The following is a 21,645-nucleotide window of genomic DNA, read 5'->3' on the forward strand; positions in this document are numbered from 1 at the left end:
AACGCTATCGCCCAGCCGTCACCGCGCTTCCGACGAAGACGCGGACGTTGACGGTGCGCAGGACGTGAAGGAACGGGACGACAGAGACGAGCCCGAGCAGGATGCAGGTGCTCATGTAGCCGAGCGCCAGCGTGTCGAGCTGCGAGGAGGCGACGAGGGAGGTCGAGACGATCAGGCACAGCGTGAAGGCGACGTGCAGGGCGGCGTAGATCAGGATCGCGTCGAAGAACGCGACGATCGTCGAGCACACGATGAAGAGGAAGTGGAACAGCGCCCCGGTCGACCCCATCCGCAGAATGTCGATCTGCTGGAACTGGAGCTCGAAGGTCTGGACGAGGGCCGGCGCCGTGAGGATCGCCACGATGCAGAGGGCGAACTGGATCGTCATGATGCCGGCCAGGATTCGCCGCGTCTCCGCTTCGATGGCCGCGACGTGTCCTTGGATCTGGCGGAGGGTCGAGTGCTGCTCGATCGCACGGAAATAGGCATGGTAGCCCTCAAAGAAACCCGTCTCGAGGCTCGTCACGAAGAGGGCGAGGGCGGGGATGATCGTCAGGCTCGCGACGAACATCGGGCTGTCGTAGAGCGGCGCGTGGACGAGTCCCGCGCCCACCCGTTCGCCGAAGCTGCCGTGCCAGATCACCCACTTGTCGGCCCAGGTGCCGAGTGCGCTGGCGAGCGCCCCCACCGCGAGGGCCGGGCTCGTGCGCAGTCGCGCGACCATCGCGGCGCCGGCCCCGCGCAGGTCGGTGCAGGGCTCCGGGAACGTCGCGAGGAAGCGCACCGACAGCCACAGGACGATCACGAGGAAGCCGCAGGCGACGCCTGCCACCATCGCCGCCGGCCCGAGGTGGAAGAGCGCGGCGAGGATCGCGAGCCCAGCGCCGCAGGCGAGCCCGGTGGCGAAGGCGAGGGAGATGTGGAGGTAGTCGCGCACCGCCCCGCAGGCGGCGAGCGCGACCCAGAGCGCGCCGACCACCTGCGCCCCGGCGAGCCCCGCGGCCGAGACCGCCGGATCGACATCGAGGAGGACGAGGAAGACGAACCCCGAGACGGCGAGGGTCGCGGCCGTGCAGGCGATCAGCATCACGCAGTACAGGGCGCGGATCTGGCCGTAGGAGCGGCAGTGCAATGCGTCCGCCAGCACCCGCGTCCCGATCATGACGACCGGCGCCGTCGCCACCAGGGAGAAGGAGAACACGTAGATCAGCAGGATGCGGAAGGTCGCCACGACCTCGGGGCCGACCACCGGCCCGGCGACCTCGCTGATGACGTAGATCGCCATGATGGTGTTGAGCCAGGGGCCGACCGCGATGACGGCGGCGTGCGCCACCGCCGCCATCGGCGCGAGGAGGTGGTCGCGCCGGCTGAGCTGCCGCAACTCGAAACCGATTCCCGCCATCTGCGTCTCCTTACGTTCCGTCCGTGGCGAGAAGGTCGGCGTAGGTCCGCGCATAGGCCGCGAGCGCGTCCGCCGAGCCGTAGTGGCGACGTACCCGCTCCCGCATCGCCTCGCCGCAGGCCCGGCGGCGGTGGGTGTCGCGAAGCAGGCCGGCGATGGCCGCAGCGGTCTGGGCGGGATCAACGAGGCGGGTGACCTCGCCCCCGGCCCCGAGGCGGGGCGTCTCGTCGGCCCGGCCCTCGATCATCTCCCGACAGGCCCCGACATCGGTGGCGACGCTCGGGATGCCGGCCGCCCCAGCCTCCAGAATCACGAGGGGCTGGGCCTCGCTGAGGCTCGTCAGCGCCATCACATGGATCCGCGCCATGTAGTCGGCGATGTTCACGGGGCCGGTGAAGGTCAGCGTCCCTTCGAGGGCGTGCTCGGCGACACGGCCCCGGCATTCCTCGAAGTAGACGGGATCCTCCTCCGTCGGACCGAGCACCAGCGCGCACAGGCCTGGGACCGTCTCGCGGACGATCGCCACGGCGTCGATGAAGGACTTCACGTCCTTGATCGGCACCACCCGCCCGATCAGGGCGACGGTCGGCGGGGCGTCGTCGGCGGCGGTCGGCAGGTGCGCGAAGCGCGCGATGTCGATGCCGTTGGGGATGACGGCGAGGCGGCCCTCCTCCGCGCCGAGGGCGCGCTGGAGGCGCTGGTTGTCCTCGTAGAGGGTGACGATGCGCCGGCAGGCCCCGTAGCAGACCCGCGCATGCGCCTCGAACGTCTTGATCCAGACGTCGCGCAGGTCGACGCGGGAATCCTGCAGGCTCAGCCCTTTGTCGACCGTGTCGCGGATCCATTCCGCCATCAGGATCTCGACCCGGCGCTCGTTGGTGTAGATCCCGTGCTCGGTGATGAGGACCGGCGCCCCGGTCTCGATGGCGGCGCGCGCCGCGAGCAGGCCGGCATAGCCTGTCGAGATCGTGTGGTAGGCCCGCGCCCGCGGCAGGGGGGCGGCCAGGATCGCGAACAGGCCGCCGAACAGGGCGCGCCAAGCCCAGAAGAAGTGCAGGAAGGAGGCGTGCGGCATCAGCCGCTCGTACGTGGCGCAGGTGAGCCGCCACGAGAGTTGGGAGGCCATCAGCGCCCGCGGGGTCAGGCGGTTGGCGGGGTCGAGGACGAGCTCCACGAGGTGCCGGAGGGTGTCGAGCCCGGCGCCGTTGACGAGGGCGGTGAGCGCGTCGGCGACCGCCGCCTCCACCGCGGCGGGTCTCTCCCCGTCCCACCACGCGAGGGCCGGAATCGGCGTCGCCAGTGGGAGGTCGTCGAAGCCCACGACGTTGTCGGGCATGAGGAAGCGCGGCTCGCGCGGGGCGGCGTCGGCGACGATGGCGACGATCGTGAAGGTGAGGTGCGGGTTGCCCTTGATCAGCCAGTCGACCCACGTCGAGACCCCGCCGGGGACGTAGGGGTAGCACCCCTCCACGATGAGGCAGATGTCGGCGGGCGGGCGGGCATCAGCGCGCATGGTGCGCCTCCCGGAGGCGGGCCGGCGGCGAGGCGCGGGACGCAGCTTGCGCCGGGTCGCCGCGCGCCGCGAGGAGTGCGTGGAGCCCTCGAACGTCTCCGAGCACCATGAGGCCGCGCAGACGGACCGCCCAGTCCCGGCGATCCGCGGCGGGAGCCGGGCCGGCGAGCGCCGCCCGCGTTCCCTCGGGGCAGCCGATCTGCACCAGTGCGCGGCGAAGCAGGGCTCCCGCGCGGGCGTCGGCGGGGTCGTGCGACAGGGTGCGGCGGCAGAGGGTGACGGCGTCCTCCTGGGCGGCGCGCGCCTTCGCGTCGTCGAGAAAGCCTCTGTCGGCGAGGTCGAGGAACGTCGCGGCGAGGGTGGCAGGATCCGCCGGACCGGCGGCCATCGTCTCCTGCGCCCGCTTCATGGCGGCGAGGGTGCACGCGCGCAGCTTCACCGACACGGCCGCGGCGTGAACGCGGATGCTCGGCTCGGGGCTGCACAGGGCCTGGGCGAGGATCGGCTTGTAGTCCGGATGCCAGTCGAGGCCGATCAGCCCCAGCACCGCCTGTTGCTGAGGCAGATTCCCGCCCAACGCCGTGGGAAAATGGTCGACCACGCCCCCCGTGGGCCGGCGGACGCGTCCGTCGAGGATTCTCTCGTAGAGGCCGACCGAGGCCTCCGCCTGGGCAACGCCGGCGAGGCGGTGGTACCAGGCGGCGAGTTCCTGCGCGCCGATGCGCGTGCGCCGCACGATCAGGCGTAGCGCGAGGGCCCCCCCCGCGCCCACCGGTCCCGTCGACACGCAGAGCAGGAGGCCGAGCACCGCGAAGGTCAGGTCGGCCCCGGGGTTCGTCCGAAGGGCTGCCGCCGCCGCGGCGAGGCAGAGGCCGTGCCCCGCGAGCAGGACCGGCCACGTCGTCGTCCCCTGCGAGAGGCCGGCGAGGCCCGCGGTCTCGACGAGGGCGAAGGCGACGAAGACGGCATAGGTCCGGTCGGACGTGCCTGCTCGGCTCAGGTCTCGCATGGGACCCTCTCCTGCGGGTGGGGGACGAGGGGATCGGGCAGCGGCCCTGTCGCGGCCTCGCCGAGATCCTGTGCGAGGCGGGTGCCGAGGGCCTCCGCCACAATGGCGAGGGCGATGGGCAGGGCGGGTGTCAGCCGGGCAGGCTCGACCTCGCCGACCACGATGAGGCCGAAGGACGGGCCCCGACTGGGTGGGCGTGCCTCGCAGGCGAGGATGCCGACGCCGTCGAGAAGGGCCGCCTCGTGCCGGTCGAAGACGCTCAAGGGGTGCCCGAGCACCCGCGCCGCCGCATGGAGGCTGGCGATCGCCCGATCCGGAACCGGCAGCCGCCCTGCGCTGCCCGCCGCAGGGTGGAGCACGTCCCCGCGCAGGAGATGGAGCGACCACTGCGCCGGCCCGATCCAGCACGCCATCGCCTCGCCGAAGCACCGCGGCCAGTCGGCATCGGGGGCGAGACGCAGGCGGTGCAGGGCTTCGAGCGCCGTCTCGACCGGACAGTCGACGGCGGTGGCGCGCCCGCGCTCGAAGGTGGCGAGCTCGGCGTGAAGGTCCTCGCAGTAGCTGCCCAGGGTGTTGCGCTGCTCCTCGGTGAGCCGGAGGCGATCCTCCAGGGCCTGCCGGTCGCGGATCTGCCGGTTGCGCTGGGCTCCGACGACCAGGGCGGCGATGATCCAGAGGATCGGCTCCCGCCAGACGCGCAGGGAGAAGGTGTAGTAGTCCTCCTGCGGTCCCTGGGGCGGCCAGCCGGCCACCCAGGCGAGGGCGGTCGCGAGGCCCGCTGCGGCGAGCCCGCTGGCGCTGCCCTTCCGGACGGTCATCAGGATGACGGGGATCCAGAATGGGTGCGGCGTGACGTGCGCCAGGGTCGCCCGGCCCGGCGTTACCCATTCCGCGATCATCAGGACCGCGAAGATCAGGACGCCTTCGAGGGCGTAGGCCGGGCCGACCTTGGCCCAGAGGCCGGAGAGCCCGCCCACGAGGCGGCGGACCGCGCCCGGTCGGCGGGTGTGAGCCAGGACGGCGAGGTCAGCGCGGGGAGCGGGTGACACGGACGAAGCTCGCGAGTTCGTGCTGGACGCGATTCGGCGGGTGGCCCGTCTCGGCGGCGAGCGCCCGGTAGGCAGGCCCGAGGCGCGCCGGCAGTTCCCCCCAGCGAGCCTGCCGGTCGAGGAGGGCGAAGGTCGCGGAGGGGCCGAGCTCGGCACGCAGGATCGTGAGCCACGCGGCCTGCTCGGCGGGGCGGACGGCGCCGAACTCGGCGCTGGCGGCGAGCCAGCGCACCAGCCCATCCCGCCGGGTGAGGCGGGCGAAGGCGACCCCCAGCACCGGCCGCCGCAGGAGGATTTCGGGCGGAAGGTCCGGCCAGAGCGTAGCGAGGCCGGCAAGGCCGTGGGTCGTCGCCAGGGCCTCCGCGAGGATCGCCTGCGCCTCGGCATCGCCCCCCGCGCGCAGCTGCGCGATGGCCTGCACCAGCAGGGCGCGATCGCCCAGTACCGCCGCCACGGCGACCGTGCCACCGATCTCCGCCTCGCCGGGCCTCGCCTCGGGCCTCAGCCTGCCGGCGATCAGGGCGAGGGCGGCGCGGCCGCGGCCCGCCTCGGCGAGGGACTTCGCGAGGAAGAAGCGGGTGTCGGGGTACAGGGCGGTGCCGGCCTCGGCGAGGCGTCCCACCGCCTCGTCCGGCGCGGCGCGGGCGAGACGCAGGACGAGCGTCGGCACGAGCCAGGGCTTGCGCCATTCCGCGAGCCAGCCCGCGGCCAGGGTCGCAGCCTCCCCGTGAGCGCCCTCGCGGACCAGAAGCTCGAACAGGAGCCGGCGCCGGCGCTCGTCGAGCCCGCCGGGCCGCCCGTCCGCGGCGCGCAGGAGCGCGACGGCGCGGGGCTCCCGCCCGTTCTGCGAGAGGAGGAGCGCGAGGCGCTCCAGGTCGGAGGCACCGAGCAGGCCGCTCTCGCCGAAAAGATCGAGGGTGACGGCCTCCTCCTCGAAACGTCCGTCGAGGCGCAGCAGCACGAGGAGCTCGGCCAGGGCCTCCGGGGTCGGATCGATCCGGACCAGGCGGGCGAGGGCCTCGGCCCGCCCGACGGTATGGCCGTAGCTCGCATAGGAGTGGGCGAGCCAACGCAGCACTCCCGCATCCGCCGGGCGGGCGAGGGCCAGGATTTCGAGGAGGTCGGCGGCGCGGGCCGGTGCGCCGCCGAGTTCGTAGACCCGCGCCAGGGTCGTCAGCAGCTGCTGTGTCGCCTCGCCTTTCTGCAGGATCCCTTCTGCGGCGGAGGCGGCCTCGCGGGTGCGGCCGTCGCGGGCGAGCTTGGCGATGCGCTCCTCCGGTCCCGACCAGAGGAACATGCCCATCGTCGCGCAGGCGCCGCAGACGAGGAGGATATGCAGGCGGGCGCTACTCACCCTGCGCCTCCTCTGTCCGGAGGCGGCGCACGGACACGTCGAGCCCGTCCCGCCCGTCCCGGGGAACGGTGAAGGCGAGATGCCCGTCGGCGTCGGTCCGGACGATCGCGCTCCAGGCCGCCTCGCCCACACCCGCGGAGACCCAGTAAGCCCCGGCGGGCACGTCCTCGAAGCTGAAAGCCCCCGAGCCGAAGCCCCGCGCGGCGAAGGACCAAGCCCCCGGCTCGCGCCTGAATCGAGAGAGCCGCCAGCGGCTCTCGACCAGGCCGACGGACCTTTCGCCGGCCTCGGCCGGCCGCTCGAGGACGATGTCGGCGGGTTCCACCGCGGGGTCGAGGGCGAGGTAGATCGCGCTCCCGTGGCGCGCCTGCCCCAGCAGCCCGCGCGAGCGGGCGAGGTCCACTCGGCCCGACAGGGCGTCGAGGCGCAGCGTCTCGATCGCGCCCCGGTTCGTGATCCGCCACCCGCCATCGGGGAGAGGCGTCACCGCGGCCGTGAAGAAGCCCTCGGCCATCGCCGCGTACAGGCTCGCCTGCACGGGAGCGACGGCGGCGTCCCGCAGGGCCGCCACGTGGGCGCGCACGAGGGACAACGCCTCCGGGTTGGCGAGGGAGGCGAGGTGGTAGTGGAGGTTCCAGGGCTTGAGCCGGCGAGGCCATTCCGTGCGGGCAAGGGTGTCGTCGAGGCCGCGCAGCGCCGCGGTGATCGGGCGCCACGCCTTGGCGAGGGGCCGCTCGTCGGCGCCGACCGCGTAGATCTGCCGCTCGGCCCCGACCGGCCTGGAGAGGGGCACGAGATGCCCCACCGACGGATAATCCCCGTCGAACCGGCTCTCGCCGCCGTTGAGGGCGAGGAGGCCCGCGATCCGGGCCGCGGCCAGGGCCGCCTCGCCGGGGTTGGCGTCGCCGGTCCACTGGTAGAGGCGGAGCGTCTTCCCCTCCGGCAGGATCGCGCGCGCGGCGGCCGTGGCGCCGGCGATCTCCTCGCCGAGGGAGAAGGGCCGGGCGATGTAGTTTCGCGGATACTGCCCCGCCGCGCCCACCGACCAGGGCGCCGGATCGGGCCCCTTGCCGTGCTCCTTCCTGCCGTCATTGCCCGGGCGGAAGGCTTCCGGCCGGGCGGCGGCGGCCACGGCGACCTCCGTCTCCCGCGAATAGGCGTCGAAGAAGGACCAGCGGTAGGGACGGGTGTAGGAGGCGACGCTCGCCTCGACGTTGGGCGCGGCCCAAATCTCCGTGACGAGGCCGCGGGGCGTGGCGTTGCCGCCGATCGTCGGATCGAGATCGCCGGGCGTGAGGGCGAAGGTGACCGGCACGTCCGGATAGGCCTCCACGATCTCCGACAGGAAACGCCGGGCGAGGAGGACCTCGGTCCCGCCCATCTCGACCACGTCGTTGAGCCCGTCGCCTTCCACGTGACTGAAGGCGAGGCGGCGGCCCGACAGGGTGGTCACGTCGGGGACGGGCCACGGTGCGGGCGACAGGATCCGGCCGAGGAATGCGAAGGGGTCGATCAGCCAGCGCACCCGGTCGTGACCGAGATCCTCGGCGATCTCGAAGCCCGCCGCCGCGTAGCCGCCGCGAGGGCTCACACCCACGGCGACCGCGGTGCCCCCCCCTTCGTGGGCGGGGATCGACAGGCGCAGCCACGTCTCGACGTCGCCGCTTGCGGCGCGCACCACCTCGTAGGGCGGCACCACCGGATCACGGTTCCGCTCGAAGCGGGTCAGCCGCGGCGCGTCGTCGAGGGTCCCGGTGCCCAGCGTCAGCTCCACCGCGCGGCGCCCGTGCACGAGGCCGATGCGGCCGAGGATCGCGTCCATGGCGCGGGCGTCGTCGGTCCAGAAGGCCCCGCCGACGGCCCCCAGCACGATGAGCTTCCGGGTGGCGGGCGCCGCGGCCTGCGCCCAGGCAAGGTAGGCGCCCCGGTCGTCGAGGGGGCCCGAAAACCAGGTCAGCACCGCCGCGTAGCCCGAGACTTCCTGCGGAGGCGGCAGGCGCCCGCGGACGTCCAGATAGGCGACGGCGAAGCCGAGATGGTTCAGGACCATCTCGGCGTAACGGTAGATTCGGGTGCGGTCGAGGGCCGGCTCGCGGGCGCCGTCGTAGAGGGCCAGCACCGTACGCGGGATCGGCGTCGCCTCGGACCGTGCGGGGCAGGGCGCTGCGGCGATCGAGGCCGCCAGCAGGACCGTCGCGACCCATCCGGCAAATCTCGTTCCGCGCCGGTCCTCTGCGTACATCGCCGCGATGCCCCAACCCACGTGACCGGCAACGATCCGGCACGAAGAATTAGAAATAATCCCGCACGCTACGCCAGCACTCAAAGGTATTATCAGGTGGTACTACCTCAAGCATGATTGACGCTTTAGCCAGAATATCTGCAGATCTCCCGCACAGGAATCGATCTACAGAAATTTTCCGACTAGACGACATGGAATGCCTGCTCGGTCGGATGCTTTCGTTGCCCGTCGCTGTAGACATGAGGGATCAAAGACATGACACATCTCATCGACGGTTCCCTGAGCGAATGGGACTCCTCGGACAGGCTCGACCTGCCCGGCACCGGCACGACCGGATACCAGCTCTACGGGACGATCGAGACGACGGGCACGGGAACCGCGGCGACGCCGTCCTACGTCTTCGCGCTGCAGGCGCCTGTGGCGATCGGAGCGAACACGACCTTCTGGCTGAATACGGACAGGAACGCCACGACCGGCCTTCAGAGCTCACCCGGCTCGGGAACCGGCGCGGAATACTACATTGAATTCTCTCCGCAGGTCGTCGATGGAAAGACGGTCGTCCAGCCCTTCCTTTGGGATTCGGCAGGGACCTATCAGGGTCCCATCGCGAATTTCGCCTACGGGCCGGACGGCAAAACGCTGGAATTCTCGCTGCCCGCGACATCGATCAAGACGACCGGCGGCAGCATCGACGTCAAGGTCGACGTCAACGACAACGCCTTCCTGCCGGGGGTCTTCGCCAACGCCCCCTTCACGGTGAACGCCCCGGCCGCCCCGGCGCCCGCCCACACGCTCAAGATCGGCATCGTCTACTCGGCGACGACGGCAGCGCATTACTTCGGCACCGCGGACCCCACGGTGGGCCAGACCGCCTACGGGCAGCTTTTCATGGCGGCCCAGAACCAGGCGACGGCGGCGGGGGTACCCTTCGACGTCCTCTCCGAGGCCGACCTCCAGAACCTGACCAAGATCTCGGGCTACGACGCCCTGGTCTTCCCGTCGTTCCGCAACGTCAACACGACGGACCTTCAGGCGATCCAGGATACGCTGACCCAGGCAGTCTACAAATACCATGTCGGCCTGATCACCGCCGGCGACTTCATGACCAACGACCAGAACGGGACGGCTCTGGCGGGCGACCCCTATGCCCGCATGAAGACGCTGCTCGACCTGCAGCGCGACGGCGGCACGACCACCGTCGGGGGCGACAAGGTCGCCGTCGCCGCGACCGGCTCCGGCTTCGACGGCTACGCCGCGGGCGAGGCCGTGCGCACCTACGACAAGATGAGCTCGTCCTGGTACGCGAGTGCGGACGGCGTCGCGCCGACCGTCATCGCGACGCAGACGGTCAACGCCGAGACGACCGCCCACGAGGCGGTGCTCGGCACCGTGACGGGGGGCAAGAACGTCCACTTCGCCAACGAGAGCCTGCTCGGCGACAACAATATGCTCCAGCACGCGATCGGCTACGTGGTCGATCCGGCGAGCGGCCCCGTCGTCAAGCTGCACATGAGCCGGGATACGTCCATCGTCGCATCCCGAACCGACATGGACCAGGCCAAGGAGACGACGGACGTCAAGGGCGGCATCTACACGCAGTTGCAGGGCATCCTCGACAAGTGGAAGGCCGACTACAACTTCGTCGGATCCTACTATATCGACATCGGCGACGGAGGAGCCTCGGGCCAGACCGACTGGAAAGTCTCCAAGCCCATCTACCAGCACCTCCTCGATGCGGGGAACGAGATCGGGTCTCACTCGATCACCCACCCCGAGGACACGAACACGCTCAGCGCGGCCGACATCCAGAAGGAGTTCCAAGGCTCCAAGACGGAGATCGAGACCAATCTCGGGATCAAGGTCGACGGCGCCGCGGTGCCGGGCATGCCCGAGCTCGTCCAGACTTCGAAGCTCATCGAGCAGTACTATTCGTACATCACCGGCGGCGCGACGCTCGTCGGGGCCGGCTATCCCGGTGCGATCGGCCACCTGACGCCGGACGATGCCAAGGTCTACATCGCCCCGAACATGTCGTTCGACTTCACGCTTGTCGGCTTCGACAAGATGAATGCCACCCAGGCCTCGGAGCAATGGGCGAAGGAATGGACGACGAACACGTCGCATTCCGACCTGCCGGTGGTGGTCTGGCCCTGGCACGACTACGGACCGACCGACTGGAAGACCGACGGCACCGCGGATCCGGGCTACAACCTCGCCATGTTCACAAACTTCATCGCCACGGCCTCGAAGGCCGGCGCGGAATTCGTGACCCTCTCCGACCTCGCCCAGCGCGTCGCCTCCTTCGACGCGTCGAGCCTGCATTACGGCGTGGACGCCGCCGCCCAGCTCGTCACCGCCACGGTCGGCACCACCGACGCGGGCAAGTTCGCCCTCGACGTCAGCGACATGGGCACGGGCGGCAAGATCAAGAACGTCGCCGGATACTACGCCTACGACGACAACAGCGTCTTCGTGGACAAGGACGGCGGCACCTTCGCGATCGCCCTCGGGACGACGGCCGACGACGTCACGCACCTCACGAAGATCGCGGACCGGGCGGAACTCGTCAGCGTCGCGGGCGACGGCACCAACCTGACCTTCACCGTCGTCGGCGAGGGCACCTACACCGTCGACCTGAAGAACCCGGCGGGCAAAACCGTCGCGGTCTCGAGCGCCGCCAAGGGCGACCTGGCCTCCTCCATCAACGGCGATCAGCTCACCGTGACGCTCACCGGCCTCGGCAGCCACACGGTCTCCGTCGCGATGCCCGACACGACCGCCGCCAACCATGCGCCCGTGGTCACGGCCCCCCTCACCGCCGCGCTCACCCAGGGCGGCGCGAGCGCGACCTTCGACCTGCTGACCGGGGCGAGCGACCCCGACGCCGCAGATGCCGGCAAGCTCACCGTGACCAACCTCAGCTACAAGGTCGGCTCCGGCATCGCGGGCACGACCGCGCCTGCCGGGGTGAGCGTCGATGCGGGCACGCACACGCTCACCGCCGATCCGTCCAACGCCGCCTTCCGGCACCTCGCCGACAAGGCGACGCAGACGATCCAGGTGGCCTACGACGTCGTCGATCCGCAGGGCGCGAGCGTCCCTCAGACCGAGACGATCACCCTGACCGGCATCAACGACGCGCCGACCGTCGCCAAGGCGCTGACCGCCACGGTCACCGCTGGCGGTACGCCCCTGAGCCTCGACCTGCTCGGCGGGGCCGCGGACCCGGACGATGGCGATTTGGCGAACCTCACCATCGCCAACCTCACCTACGCGGTGGCCGGCGCGGCGGCAGTCTCAGCGCTTCCCGCGGGCCTGACCTTCGACGCCAAGCACACGTTGACGATCGATCCGTCCAACGCCGCCTTCGCTTCGCTGGCCGCCGGCGCCACGGAAACGCTGGTCGTGAGCTACCAGTTGATGGATCCCCACGGGGCGGCCGTCCCGCAGACCGAGACGCTCACCGTCGTCGGCAATGCGGCCACGGGAGGGGGATCGACCGGCGGCGGCACTTCGGGCGGCGGCACTTCGGGCGGCGGCACTACGGGCGGTGGTACTTCGGGCGGGGGTACCTCGGGCGGCGGTACCTCGAGCGGGGGTACCTCGGGCGGGGGTACCTCGGGCGGGGAGACCGCAGGAGGCGGCACGTCCGGAGGCGGCACCGGCACCGGCACCGGGATCGTGAGCACCGGAGCCGCCGATCAACAGAACCGGGACCATTTCGGGTCCGTCAGCCACGACCTGCACAGCTCGGCCGGCGAGGTGTTCGCACTCTACGACGCCGCCTTGGGACGCCTGCCCGACCTGCCGGGCCTGACCGGTTGGACGGCGGCGCACGCGGCGGGGCTGTCCCTGCACGACCTCGCTCAGGTGTTCCTGGATTCGCCCGAGGGACGGTCACACCTCGGGATCGCCGACGATGCCGGCTTCCTGGACGCACTCTACCAGACGGCCCTGAACCGCCCCGCCGACGCGGCGGGTCTGCAGGGCTGGTTGACGGCGATGCACGGCGGCATGGACCGGGCCGACGTGCTCATCGGCACCGCCTTCTCCGCCGAGAATCAAATCGGGATGCAGAGCGCCTTCGACACGGGCATCTACACGGCCGACCCGCATGCCACGGACGTGGCCCGACTCTATTACGGGCTGCTCGGACGGGCGCCCGACGCGGCCGGGCTCGACTCGTTCGCGCAGGCGAACGCCCACGGCCTCTCCCTCGAGACCATCACGCAGACGATGCTCGGCTCCGGCGAGTACGCGGCGACGTTCGGGAGTTTGAACGACAGCGCCTTCATCGTGGCGCTCTACCAGAACGCTCTCGGGCGCGCTCCGGAGGCGGCCGCGATGCAGGGTTGGACCCAGGCCCTGGCCGCCGGGGCGAACCGGACCGACATCGCCCTCGGCATCGCCAACAGCGTCGAGGCCCATCAGCACCATTATTCCGGGATCGAGGCCGGCTGGCACCTCGCCGCCTGACAGGGGACCCGGGCCCGGAAACACCGGGCTCGAGATGGCATTCAGGAGGGAGCGTAGCGCGATGTGCGGGATCGTCGGAATCGTCGGCCGGGAGGCCGTCACGGGACAAGTGGTGGATGCGCTGCGGCAGCTCGAGTACCGCGGCTACGACTCCGCCGGCATCGCCACCCTCGAGAACGGGCGCCTCGACCGGCGCCGGGCGGAGGGCAAGCTCTCGAACCTTCAGCTCAAGCTGGTCCAGGCCCCCCTCAGGGGTGCGATCGGCATCGGCCATACCCGCTGGGCCACCCACGGGCGGCCCAACGAGACGAACGCCCATCCGCACGCCACCGAGCGGCTCGCGGTGGTCCACAACGGCATCATCGAGAATTTTCGCGAGCTGAAGCGGACTCTCGAGGCGGACGGCGTCCGCTTCGAGACCGAGACCGATACCGAGGTGGTCGCTCAGCTCGTAAGTCGCAACATGGATGCCGGCGCGGGCCCGGTGGAGGCGGTGGCCGCCGCCCTGCCGCGGCTCAAGGGGGCCTTCGCCCTATGCTTCTTGTTCTCGGGGCAGGAGAACTTTCTGATCGGCGCGCGGTACGGGGCGCCGCTCGCCATCGGCTTCGGGGAGGGAGAGACCTATCTCGGATCCGACGCCCTGGCACTCGCCCCCTTCACCGACGAGATCACCTACCTCGACGACGGCGACTGGGCCGTGCTGACGCGGGAGGGCGCCGAGATCCACGACCGCGCGGGCACGATCGTGGAGCGCCCTCGCCAGAGGATCGCTGCGAACACCCTCCTCGTGGACCGGGGCAACTATCGCCACTTCATGGCCAAGGAGATCCACGAGCAGCCGGAGGTAGTGGGCCGCACCCTGTCCCACTATGTCGGGCTCGCACAGGGGCAGGTGCGCCTGCCGGTCGCCCTGCCCTTCGACTTCCGGACCGTCGGTCGACTCACGATCATCGCCTGCGGCACGGCCTATTACGCGGGGCTCGTCGCCAAGTACTGGTTCGAGCAGCTGGCCCGCTTGCCCGTCGAGGTCGACGTCGCTTCGGAGTTCCGCTACCGCGAAGCGCCCCTCGGCCCCGGCGACGCCTCCCTCGTCATCTCCCAATCGGGGGAGACTGCCGACACCCTGGCGGGCCTGCGCTACGCCAAGGCTCAGGGCTGCCCCGTCCTCGCCGTCCTCAACGTCCCGACCTCGACCATCGCCCGCGAGGCGGATGCGGTGCTCCCGACACTCGCCGGGCCCGAGATCGGCGTCGCCTCGACCAAGGCGTTCACCTGCCAGCTCATGGTGCTGCTCTGCCTCGCCATCGCCGCGGGCCGGGCGCGGGGCGCCCTCGACGAGGCGGCCGAGCGGCGGCTCGTGGATGCCCTCGTCACCGTGCCGGGCCTGCTCGCCGAGGCCGTGACGCGGGAGGGCGAGATCGAGGCGCTCGCCCGCGAGGTCGCCAAGGCGCGGGACGTCCTCTACCTCGGCCGCGGAATGGCTTATCCCCTGGCCCTCGAGGGGGCTCTGAAGCTCAAGGAGATCAGCTACATCCATGCCGAGGGCTATGCCGCGGGGGAGCTGAAGCACGGGCCCATCGCCCTCATCGACGAGACGATCCCCGTGATCGTCATCGCCCCCCACGACGCGGTGTTCGAGAAGACCGTGTCGAACATGCAGGAGGTCGCCGCCCGCGGCGGGCGGATCATCCTCATCGGCGACGCCACCGGCGCGGCGGCCCACGGGCTCGACACCCTCGCCACCATCACGATGCCGGACATCGCCCCGGTCGTCGCCCCGATCGTCTACGCCGTGCCGCTGCAGCTGCTGGCCTACCACGCCGCCGTGGCGATGGGGAAAGACGTCGACCAGCCCCGCAACCTCGCCAAGTCCGTCACCGTCGAGTGACGGCCGAGGCGGCGTTTCATCCCAAGACATCTCGCCAAGACATCTCGTCGGAGCCGGGGCATGCGCAAGTATTTCGGAACGGACGGCATCCGTGGCCGGGCCAACGGCCTCATCACGCCGGATCTCGCCCTGAAGGTTGGCCAGGCGGCGGGCCTCGTGTTCCAGCGCGGGCAGCACCGCCACCGGGTGGTGATCGGCAAGGACACGCGACTCTCCGGCTACATGATCGAGACCGCCCTCGTCGCGGGCTTCACGTCGGTCGGCATGGACGTGCTCTTGCTCGGCCCGATGCCGACACCCGCGGTGGCGATGCTGACCCGCTCCATGAGGGCCGATATCGGCGTGATGATCTCCGCCTCGCACAATCTCTACGAGGACAACGGCATCAAGATCTTCGGGCCGGACGGCTTCAAGCTCTCGGATGCCATCGAGGTCGAGATCGAGGCGCTGATCGACCGCGGGCCGGACACGAGGCTCGCCGCCCCCGCCCAGCTCGGCCGAGCCAAGCGGATCGAGAGCGTCCACGCCCGCTACATCGAGGCGGCCAAGCGATCCCTGCCTCGAAGGACAAGCTTCGAGGGCCTGCGCGTCGTGCTCGATTGCGCGCACGGCGCGGCCTACCGCGTGGCGCCGGAGACCCTCTGGGAGCTCGGGGCGGAGGTCATCGCCATCGGCGTCGATCCCGACGGCTTCAACATCAACCGCGAAGTCGGCTCCACCGCCCCCGACGCCCTCATCCGCAAGGTCCGCGAGCTGCGCGCCGACATCGGCATCGCCTTCGACGGCGACGCAGACCGGGTCATCGTCGTGGACGAGCGGGGGGTGGTGGTGGACGGGGACCAGCTCATGGCGGTCGTCGCCCGCGCCTTCCGCGACGACGGACGCCTCACCCAGCCTGGGATCGTCGCCACAGTGATGTCGAACTTGGGACTGGAGCGGCACCTCTCCGGCCTCGGCCTGGGGCTTGTGCGCACGGCGGTCGGGGACCGCTACGTCCTCGAGCACATGCGCGCGCACGGCTACAACCTGGGCGGGGAGCAATCGGGACACATCATCCTGTCGGATTATGCCACGACCGGGGACGGGCTCATCGCCGCCCTCCAGCTCCTCGCGGTGGTGCAGAAGCGCGGCCGTCCGGTGAGCGAGGTGTGCCACTGCTTCGAACCCCTGCCGCAGATCCTCCGCAACGTGCGCTGCAAGACACCCGAGCCCCTGCGGGAAACCTCGATCGTCACGGCGATCCAGGCGGCCCGCGACCGCCTCGGCGGGGAGGGACGGCTTGTGATCCGGGCTTCGGGAACGGAGCCGGTGATTCGGGTGATGGCGGAGGGCGACGACCGCAACCTCGTCGCGACCGTCGTCGAGGACATCGTCGGCGCCTTCGGCCGGCTGGCCGCCTGACGGGCCGCCGGGCGCCGGCCCCGACGGCGCCCACCCGATCATCTCGGCGCGATGCCCGTGCCGCGCCCGCCCGCGACAACCGAACGAATCGCACCATGAAGCCCGAGGGCGAGCGTCCGATCCGGCTCCTCCTGGGGGAGGGGCATACCCTGGTCCTCGCCGGGCTCGCGCGCCTCATCGACGAGGATTCCAGCATCGCCGTCGTCGGCGCGACGACCTCCGGGCGCGAGGCCCTTCGCCTGATCCGGGAAGAGCGCCCCGACGTGGCGCTGCTGGACATCAACCTGCACGAAATCGGGCTTCTCGCAGTCCTCGCCCACCTGCGGGAAGAGGAGAGCGAGGCCCGTATCCTCGTGCTCAGCGGATGTGCCGAGCGGCACGCCGTGCAGGAGGCTCTGTTCGCGGGAGCCCGCGGCTACGTCCTGAAGCAGGGGACGAGCGCCGACCTTCTCCACGCCATCCGCTCCGTCCGGGACGGCGGTCTCTACCTCGATGCGGGGGCGGCCGAGGCCTGCACCACGATCGCGTCTGCGCATGCCGCCCGCCCCCCCCTCACGCCACGAGAAGAAGAGGTCATCCGCCTCGTCGCGCTGGGCTACACGGCGAAGGAGATCGGCGGTCAACTCGACATCAACGCCCGCTCTGTCGAGACCCTCAAGGCCCGCGCCGCCGACAAGCTCGGGCTGCGGAACCGCGCGACGATCGTCCAGTACGGCGTGATGCGCGGGTGGTTCCGCTCCGCCCTCGCCGTGATGACGTTCCTCTGCGTGGCCCTCCCGGGCGCCCCGCCGGTTACGCCGGCCGGCGCGACCGTCCGGCCGGGCTGATTCCGGTCCCGGCTTCCTCAGGCACGGACAGGCGCCCCAACCCTTTCCCGCCCTGCGGCGAGAGGGCCTCGCCGACGGCCGCCGCTCCCTGACGACACGTGGAAAAACCGTGCGAGGTGGGAATTTCCCGACAGGAATGATGGGTATTTCCCCGAGCATCCTGTCGTTTCAATGTCATACTTCGCTTCAACGAAAAGTTAACTGTCTTGGGGACCGCCGGCGCAAATCGATTCGGTTGCCCGTCAGAATAGCAATCGATCCTCGGCTTGTCGCTCGGCGAGAGACTTCGCGAGTGTCCAGATTCGGCACCTTTCAGTGGGAGGCCCGTAGCGATGGTTCCGTCTACCAAGCGCGCCATTCGCGTGATCACCGCCGAGCATCTTCTGGGTGGCGGCATCAAGTCCGTTTTGCGAACGCAAAACTACGATATCGTAGATGATGAAGACCATATAACACATGCAGATATCACGATAATATGCGCAGATTCGCGAAACTGTATTCCAAATCATATTATGTACTTCGATTGTTCGATGACGAAGTCGAAAATCGTCATCCTCGGGCATTCCTGCGAAGGCGCGTCCTTGCCGCGCCTTGCACTCACACGCGCCGCGGCGATCCTTGATCGCGGCGTCACGGCGCCGAGGCTCCTCGTGGCGCTCGACGCGGTGATGAGCGGCGCCATGGTCCGCGATCCCGCCTTCTTCCGCTTTCGGTCTGAGCCCCAGCAGGACGAGGATGAGGCGACGGGCGCGGAGCGGCGGGCGGGCCTGCCGGCGGCAATCTCGAACGCCGCCTTCTCAACCCGCGAGCGCGACATCCTGGCCGCACTCACGGAAGGCCTGCCGAACAAGATCATCGCTCGCCGCTACGACATCGCGGAAGCAACGGTAAAAGTTCACGTCAAGCACATCCTGCGCAAGCTCAACATGAACAATCGGACGCAGGTAGCGATTTGGGTAAAGTCAAACGCCGAACTGGTGGCCTGATCACGCAGGACATCACTGGAACTTTCGGAAGCCAATCGAGCCACCGCCAGGAAAAGAAGGGGCGACCCATGACCCATGCCGGTTCGACCGAACTCAGGGCCGGCCTAGCGCATTGCCGCGCGGCGCTCCTGGGCGTCGCAGTGATGAGCGGGGTGGTCAATCTCCTCTACCTCACCGGATCGTTCTTCATGCTGGAGGTCTACGACCGGGTGATCCCCGGCCGCTCACTCCCGACGCTTCTCGGCCTCGCCGCCCTCGCCCTGGCCCTCTACGTCTTCCAGGGCCTCCTTGAATCCCTCCGGGCGCGGATCCTCGCACGGGTCGGCCGGGCGGTGGACGAGGCCCTCAGCCCGCGGGTCTTCGACCTGACCCTGCGGGCGCCTCTGCGCGGGGGACGGTCCGCAGAGCATGCCGTCCGCGATCTCGATCAGGTCCGCGCCTTCCTCGGGGGATCCGGGCCGGGGGCGCTCTTCGACCTGCCGTGGTTGCCGATCTATGTGGGGATCTGCTTCGTCTTCCATCCCCTGATCGGCGCCGCCGCGATCCTCGGGGCGGTGATCCTCTTCGCACTGACGACCTGTACGGAGCTCGCCACGCGCGGCCCGGCGCTCGCTGCCACCGCCCACGCCTTGCGCCGCCAGAGCCTGGCCGAGGCGGGACGCCGCCACGCGGAGGCGCTCACAGCGCTCGGCATGCGCGAGCGGATCGGCGCGCGATGGGCTCGCATCAACCGGGACTACCTGCGCGCTCAAGAGCGAAGCTCCGACATCGCAGGAGGCTTCGGTGCCGCCTCAAAGGTGTGGCGCATGGCGCTGCAATCCGGCGTGCTGGCGCTCGGCGCCTTCCTCGTGATCCAGGGGCAGGCGACGGCGGGGATCATGATCGCTTCCTCGATCCTTGTCTCCCGGGCGCTCGCACCGGCCGAACTCGCCATCGCGAACTGGAAGGGCTTTGTCCAGGCACGGCAGAGCTGGCGGCGGCTGACGGGGGCTCTGGCGCACATGCCCGCCGAGGCGCAGCGGCACGCGCTGCCGCGTCCATGCCTGTGCCTGAGCGTCGAGGACATCAGCGTCCTTCCGCCGGGGAGCACGCGAGCGGCGGTGTTCGGGGTGCGCTTCAGCATCCTCGGGGGCCAGGCGGTCGGCGTCATCGGCGCCTCGGCCTCGGGCAAGTCGAGCCTCGCCCGCGCCCTCGTCGGGGCATGGCCGACCGTGCGCGGGCAGGTCCGCCTCGACGGGGCTGCCCTCGACCAATGGACCAGCGCCGATCTCGGGCGTCACGTCGGCTACCTGCCGCAGGAGGCGGAACTGCTCGCCGGCACCGTTGCGGAGAACATCGCTCGGTTCGATCTCGAGGCCACGCCGGAGGCGGTCATCGCAGCGGCTCAAGCGGCTGGCGTCCACGACCTGATCCTGCACCTGCCGGAGGGCTACGACACGCAGCTCGGCGAGGGCGGCGCGGGTCTTTCGGCCGGGCAGCGCCAACGCATCGGCCTCGCCCGCACCCTCTACGGCGATCCGTTCCTCGTGGTGCTCGACGAGCCGAACGCGAACCTCGACACGGATGGGGAGCACGCCCTGACCCGAGCCATCGCCGGCGTGCGCGAACGCGGCGGTATCTGTGTCGTGGTGGCCCACCGGCCGTCGGCGCTGGCCGCCGTCGACTTGATCCTGACCATGGCGGACGGGCGCATGACGTCCTTCGGGCCGAAGGAGGAGATCCTGCGCCGCATCCTCCGGCCGACACCCGTTGCGTCGCCAGATACCGCACGGCCGTCCGACGAGGGACCGTCCCCGCCTCGGGTCCGCCCCCTGGAGCCGCCGATGAATTCGGCCGTGCAGGAGCGCGCGTGATGCAGGTCCAAGTTCCCGCCATTCCTGGCTCGGCTCTTCCCCGTCCAGCCCTCGCCCCCGTGCCGGGGGAGGCCCGTCTGGCGATCGCCCGTCTCCTCGCCGCGGCGACGGTGCTGTCACTGACCCTCGTCGTCGGCATCGGTGGCTGGGCCACCTTCACCGAGATTTCCGGGGCGGTGATTGCGCCGGGGCAACTCGTGGTCGAGTCGGAAGTGAAGAAGGTGCAGCACCCGACCGGCGGCGTCGTCGGCGCGCTGCTCGTTCGCGAGGGAGACCACGTGAAGGCGGGCGACGTGCTCGTGCGCCTGGACGAGACCCAGACCCGGGCGAACCTCGACATCGTGCGCAGAGCCCTGGACGAGGCGGCCGCGCGGCGGGCCCGCGGCGAGGCAGAGCGCGATGGCGCTCCGGCCATCGCCTTTCCTGCCGAACTGGCGGGACGGGCGGCCACGGATCCGGAGGTCGCGCGCCTTGTCGAGGGAGAGGGGCGGCTCTTCGATTCCCGGCAGGCGAGCCGTACGGGTCAAAAGGCGCAGCTCAAGGAGCGGACGGCACAGCTTTATCAGGAGATCTCCGGTCTCGCCGAGCAGGCTGCCGCCAAGGAGCGGGAGATCGCTCTGATTGGCAACGAGCTCGCCGGCGTACGCGATCTTTACGCGAAGAACCTCGTGCCCTTGTCGCGGGTGACGATGCTGGAGCGTGATGCGGCGCGCCTCTCCGGCGAGCGTGGCCAGCTCCTGGCTAACGGCGCCTCGGCCCGCGGCAAGGTCGCGGAGACCAAGCTGCAGATCCTCCAGATCGACGCCGACATGCGCTCCGAGGTCGGCAAGGAGCTGGCGGAGATCCGCGGGCGCTGGTCGGAATTGCTGGAGAAGCGCGTCGCCGCCCTCGACCAGCTGAAGCGTATCGACCTGCGGGCCCCCCAGGACGGCACCGTGCACCAGATGACGGTTCACACGATCGGCGGCCTCGTGACGCCGAGCGAGCCTGCTATGCTGATCGTGCCGGAGCACGACCAACTCGTCGTCGAAGCGAAGTTCGCGCCCCAGGACATCGATAATGTGCGGCTCGGCCAGAACGCGGTGCTGCGCTTCCCCGCTTTCAACACCCGCACGACGCCCGAGATCGAGGGCGCCGTGACGCGCGTCTCAGCCGACCTGACGAACGACCCCAAGACAGGGCAGGGCTACTACACGGCGCGCTTGCGCATCTCCGAGGAGCAGAAGAGGCGGCTCGGTGATTTGCGCCTCGTTTCGGGTATGCCGGTCGAGGCCTACATACAAATCGGCGCGCGCTCGGTGCTGTCCTACCTGATCCGCCCGCTGGCCGACCAGATCGCCAAAGCGTGGAAGGAACGGTGAGGAATCATGCTCAGCAAACCCATTTTGGCGCTGTGAGCGATCGAAGCCGAGCGACCGGTCGGCGCGATCCGCCGTTTTGCGCGACGGGCGCGATCGGCTAATCGGGAGCTCCCCCCGTCGCCCGCCGGTCCCGGCGGACGGCCCCAGCGAGCGTCCCCGGGAACCTGAACGCGATGACGACACCGGCCCCCGCGCAGCGAAGCCTCACCGCGATCGTGCTTGCCGCGGGCAAGGGCACGCGGATGCGCTCCGACCTGCCGAAGGTGCTCCATCGCCTGGCCGGG

Annotated in this window: 13 protein-coding genes; 7 read left to right on the top strand and 6 right to left on the bottom strand. The window is 70.4% G+C overall.

Translation table 11 applies throughout. From position 1 onward, the window contains the following. Nucleotides 1-4: 4 nt before the first annotated feature. From pelG to MKK68_RS17000, 6 genes are read right to left on the bottom strand one after another with little or no spacing between them, the layout of a single operon-like run. Nucleotides 5-1,402, bottom strand: a complete 1,398-nt coding sequence (gene pelG, locus MKK68_RS16975; RefSeq protein ID WP_244031675.1) for an exopolysaccharide Pel transporter PelG — start codon at nt 1,400-1,402, stop codon at nt 5-7. A 10-nt stretch (nt 1,403-1,412) separates the two neighbouring features. Further along, on the bottom strand, nt 1,413-2,915 hold the full coding sequence (gene pelF / locus MKK68_RS16980; protein WP_244031677.1) for a GT4 family glycosyltransferase PelF: 1,503 nt from the start codon (nt 2,913-2,915) through the stop codon (nt 1,413-1,415). Continuing rightward, nucleotides 2,905-3,924, bottom strand: coding sequence for a hypothetical protein (locus MKK68_RS16985; RefSeq protein ID WP_244031679.1), 1,020 nt, complete (start codon nt 3,922-3,924; stop codon nt 2,905-2,907). The genes pelF and MKK68_RS16985 overlap by 11 nt, the downstream gene beginning before the upstream one ends. Beyond that, on the bottom strand, nt 3,912-4,973 hold the full coding sequence (locus MKK68_RS16990; protein WP_244031686.1) for a hypothetical protein: 1,062 nt from the start codon (nt 4,971-4,973) through the stop codon (nt 3,912-3,914). The genes MKK68_RS16985 and MKK68_RS16990 overlap by 13 nt, the downstream gene beginning before the upstream one ends. Then, nucleotides 4,951-6,327 (bottom strand): hypothetical protein, encoded by a 1,377-nt coding sequence (locus MKK68_RS16995; RefSeq protein WP_244031688.1) that lies wholly within the window; start codon nt 6,325-6,327, stop codon nt 4,951-4,953. The genes MKK68_RS16990 and MKK68_RS16995 overlap by 23 nt, the downstream gene beginning before the upstream one ends. Next, complete coding sequence (locus MKK68_RS17000) at nt 6,320-8,569, bottom strand: hypothetical protein (RefSeq protein ID WP_244031690.1); 2,250 nt, start codon at nt 8,567-8,569, stop codon at nt 6,320-6,322. Before MKK68_RS17000 ends, MKK68_RS16995 begins: the two co-directional genes overlap by 8 nt. A gap of 255 nt (nt 8,570-8,824) precedes the next feature. On the opposite strand from MKK68_RS17000, the gene MKK68_RS17005 reads away from it, so the two are divergent. From MKK68_RS17005 to MKK68_RS17035, 7 genes are all read left to right on the top strand, one after another. Further along, nucleotides 8,825-13,045, top strand: coding sequence for a DUF4214 domain-containing protein (locus MKK68_RS17005; protein ID WP_244031693.1), 4,221 nt, complete (start codon nt 8,825-8,827; stop codon nt 13,043-13,045). A 61-nt stretch (nt 13,046-13,106) separates the two neighbouring features. Beyond that, nucleotides 13,107-14,933: a glutamine--fructose-6-phosphate transaminase (isomerizing) gene (gene glmS / locus MKK68_RS17010; protein WP_244031695.1), complete on the top strand. Its 1,827-nt coding sequence runs from the start codon at nt 13,107-13,109 to the stop codon at nt 14,931-14,933. A 60-nt stretch (nt 14,934-14,993) separates the two neighbouring features. Beyond that, a complete protein-coding gene (gene glmM, locus MKK68_RS17015) occupies nt 14,994-16,334 on the top strand; it encodes a phosphoglucosamine mutase (RefSeq protein ID WP_244031702.1) in 1,341 nt (446 codons plus the stop codon). Nucleotides 16,335-16,429: 95 nt separating this feature from the next. Continuing rightward, the gene (locus tag MKK68_RS17020) at nt 16,430-17,161 is read left to right on the top strand and encodes a response regulator transcription factor (RefSeq protein ID WP_244031704.1); all 732 of its coding nucleotides are present in this window, start codon (nt 16,430-16,432) and stop codon (nt 17,159-17,161) included. A 332-nt stretch (nt 17,162-17,493) separates the two neighbouring features. Beyond that, nucleotides 17,494-18,147: a LuxR C-terminal-related transcriptional regulator gene (locus tag MKK68_RS17025; protein WP_244031707.1), complete on the top strand. Its 654-nt coding sequence runs from the start codon at nt 17,494-17,496 to the stop codon at nt 18,145-18,147. Nucleotides 18,148-18,215: 68 nt separating this feature from the next. After that, complete coding sequence (locus MKK68_RS17030; RefSeq protein WP_244031709.1) at nt 18,216-20,000, top strand: type I secretion system permease/ATPase; 1,785 nt, start codon at nt 18,216-18,218, stop codon at nt 19,998-20,000. After that, nucleotides 20,000-21,361, top strand: coding sequence for an HlyD family type I secretion periplasmic adaptor subunit (locus MKK68_RS17035; RefSeq protein WP_244031717.1), 1,362 nt, complete (start codon nt 20,000-20,002; stop codon nt 21,359-21,361). Before MKK68_RS17030 ends, MKK68_RS17035 begins: the two co-directional genes overlap by 1 nt. The last annotated feature ends 284 nt before the right edge of the window (nt 21,362-21,645 follow it).

It is taken from the genome of Methylobacterium sp. E-016 (assembly GCF_022829745.1).
In the GTDB taxonomy this organism is placed as follows: domain Bacteria; phylum Pseudomonadota; class Alphaproteobacteria; order Rhizobiales; family Beijerinckiaceae; genus Methylobacterium.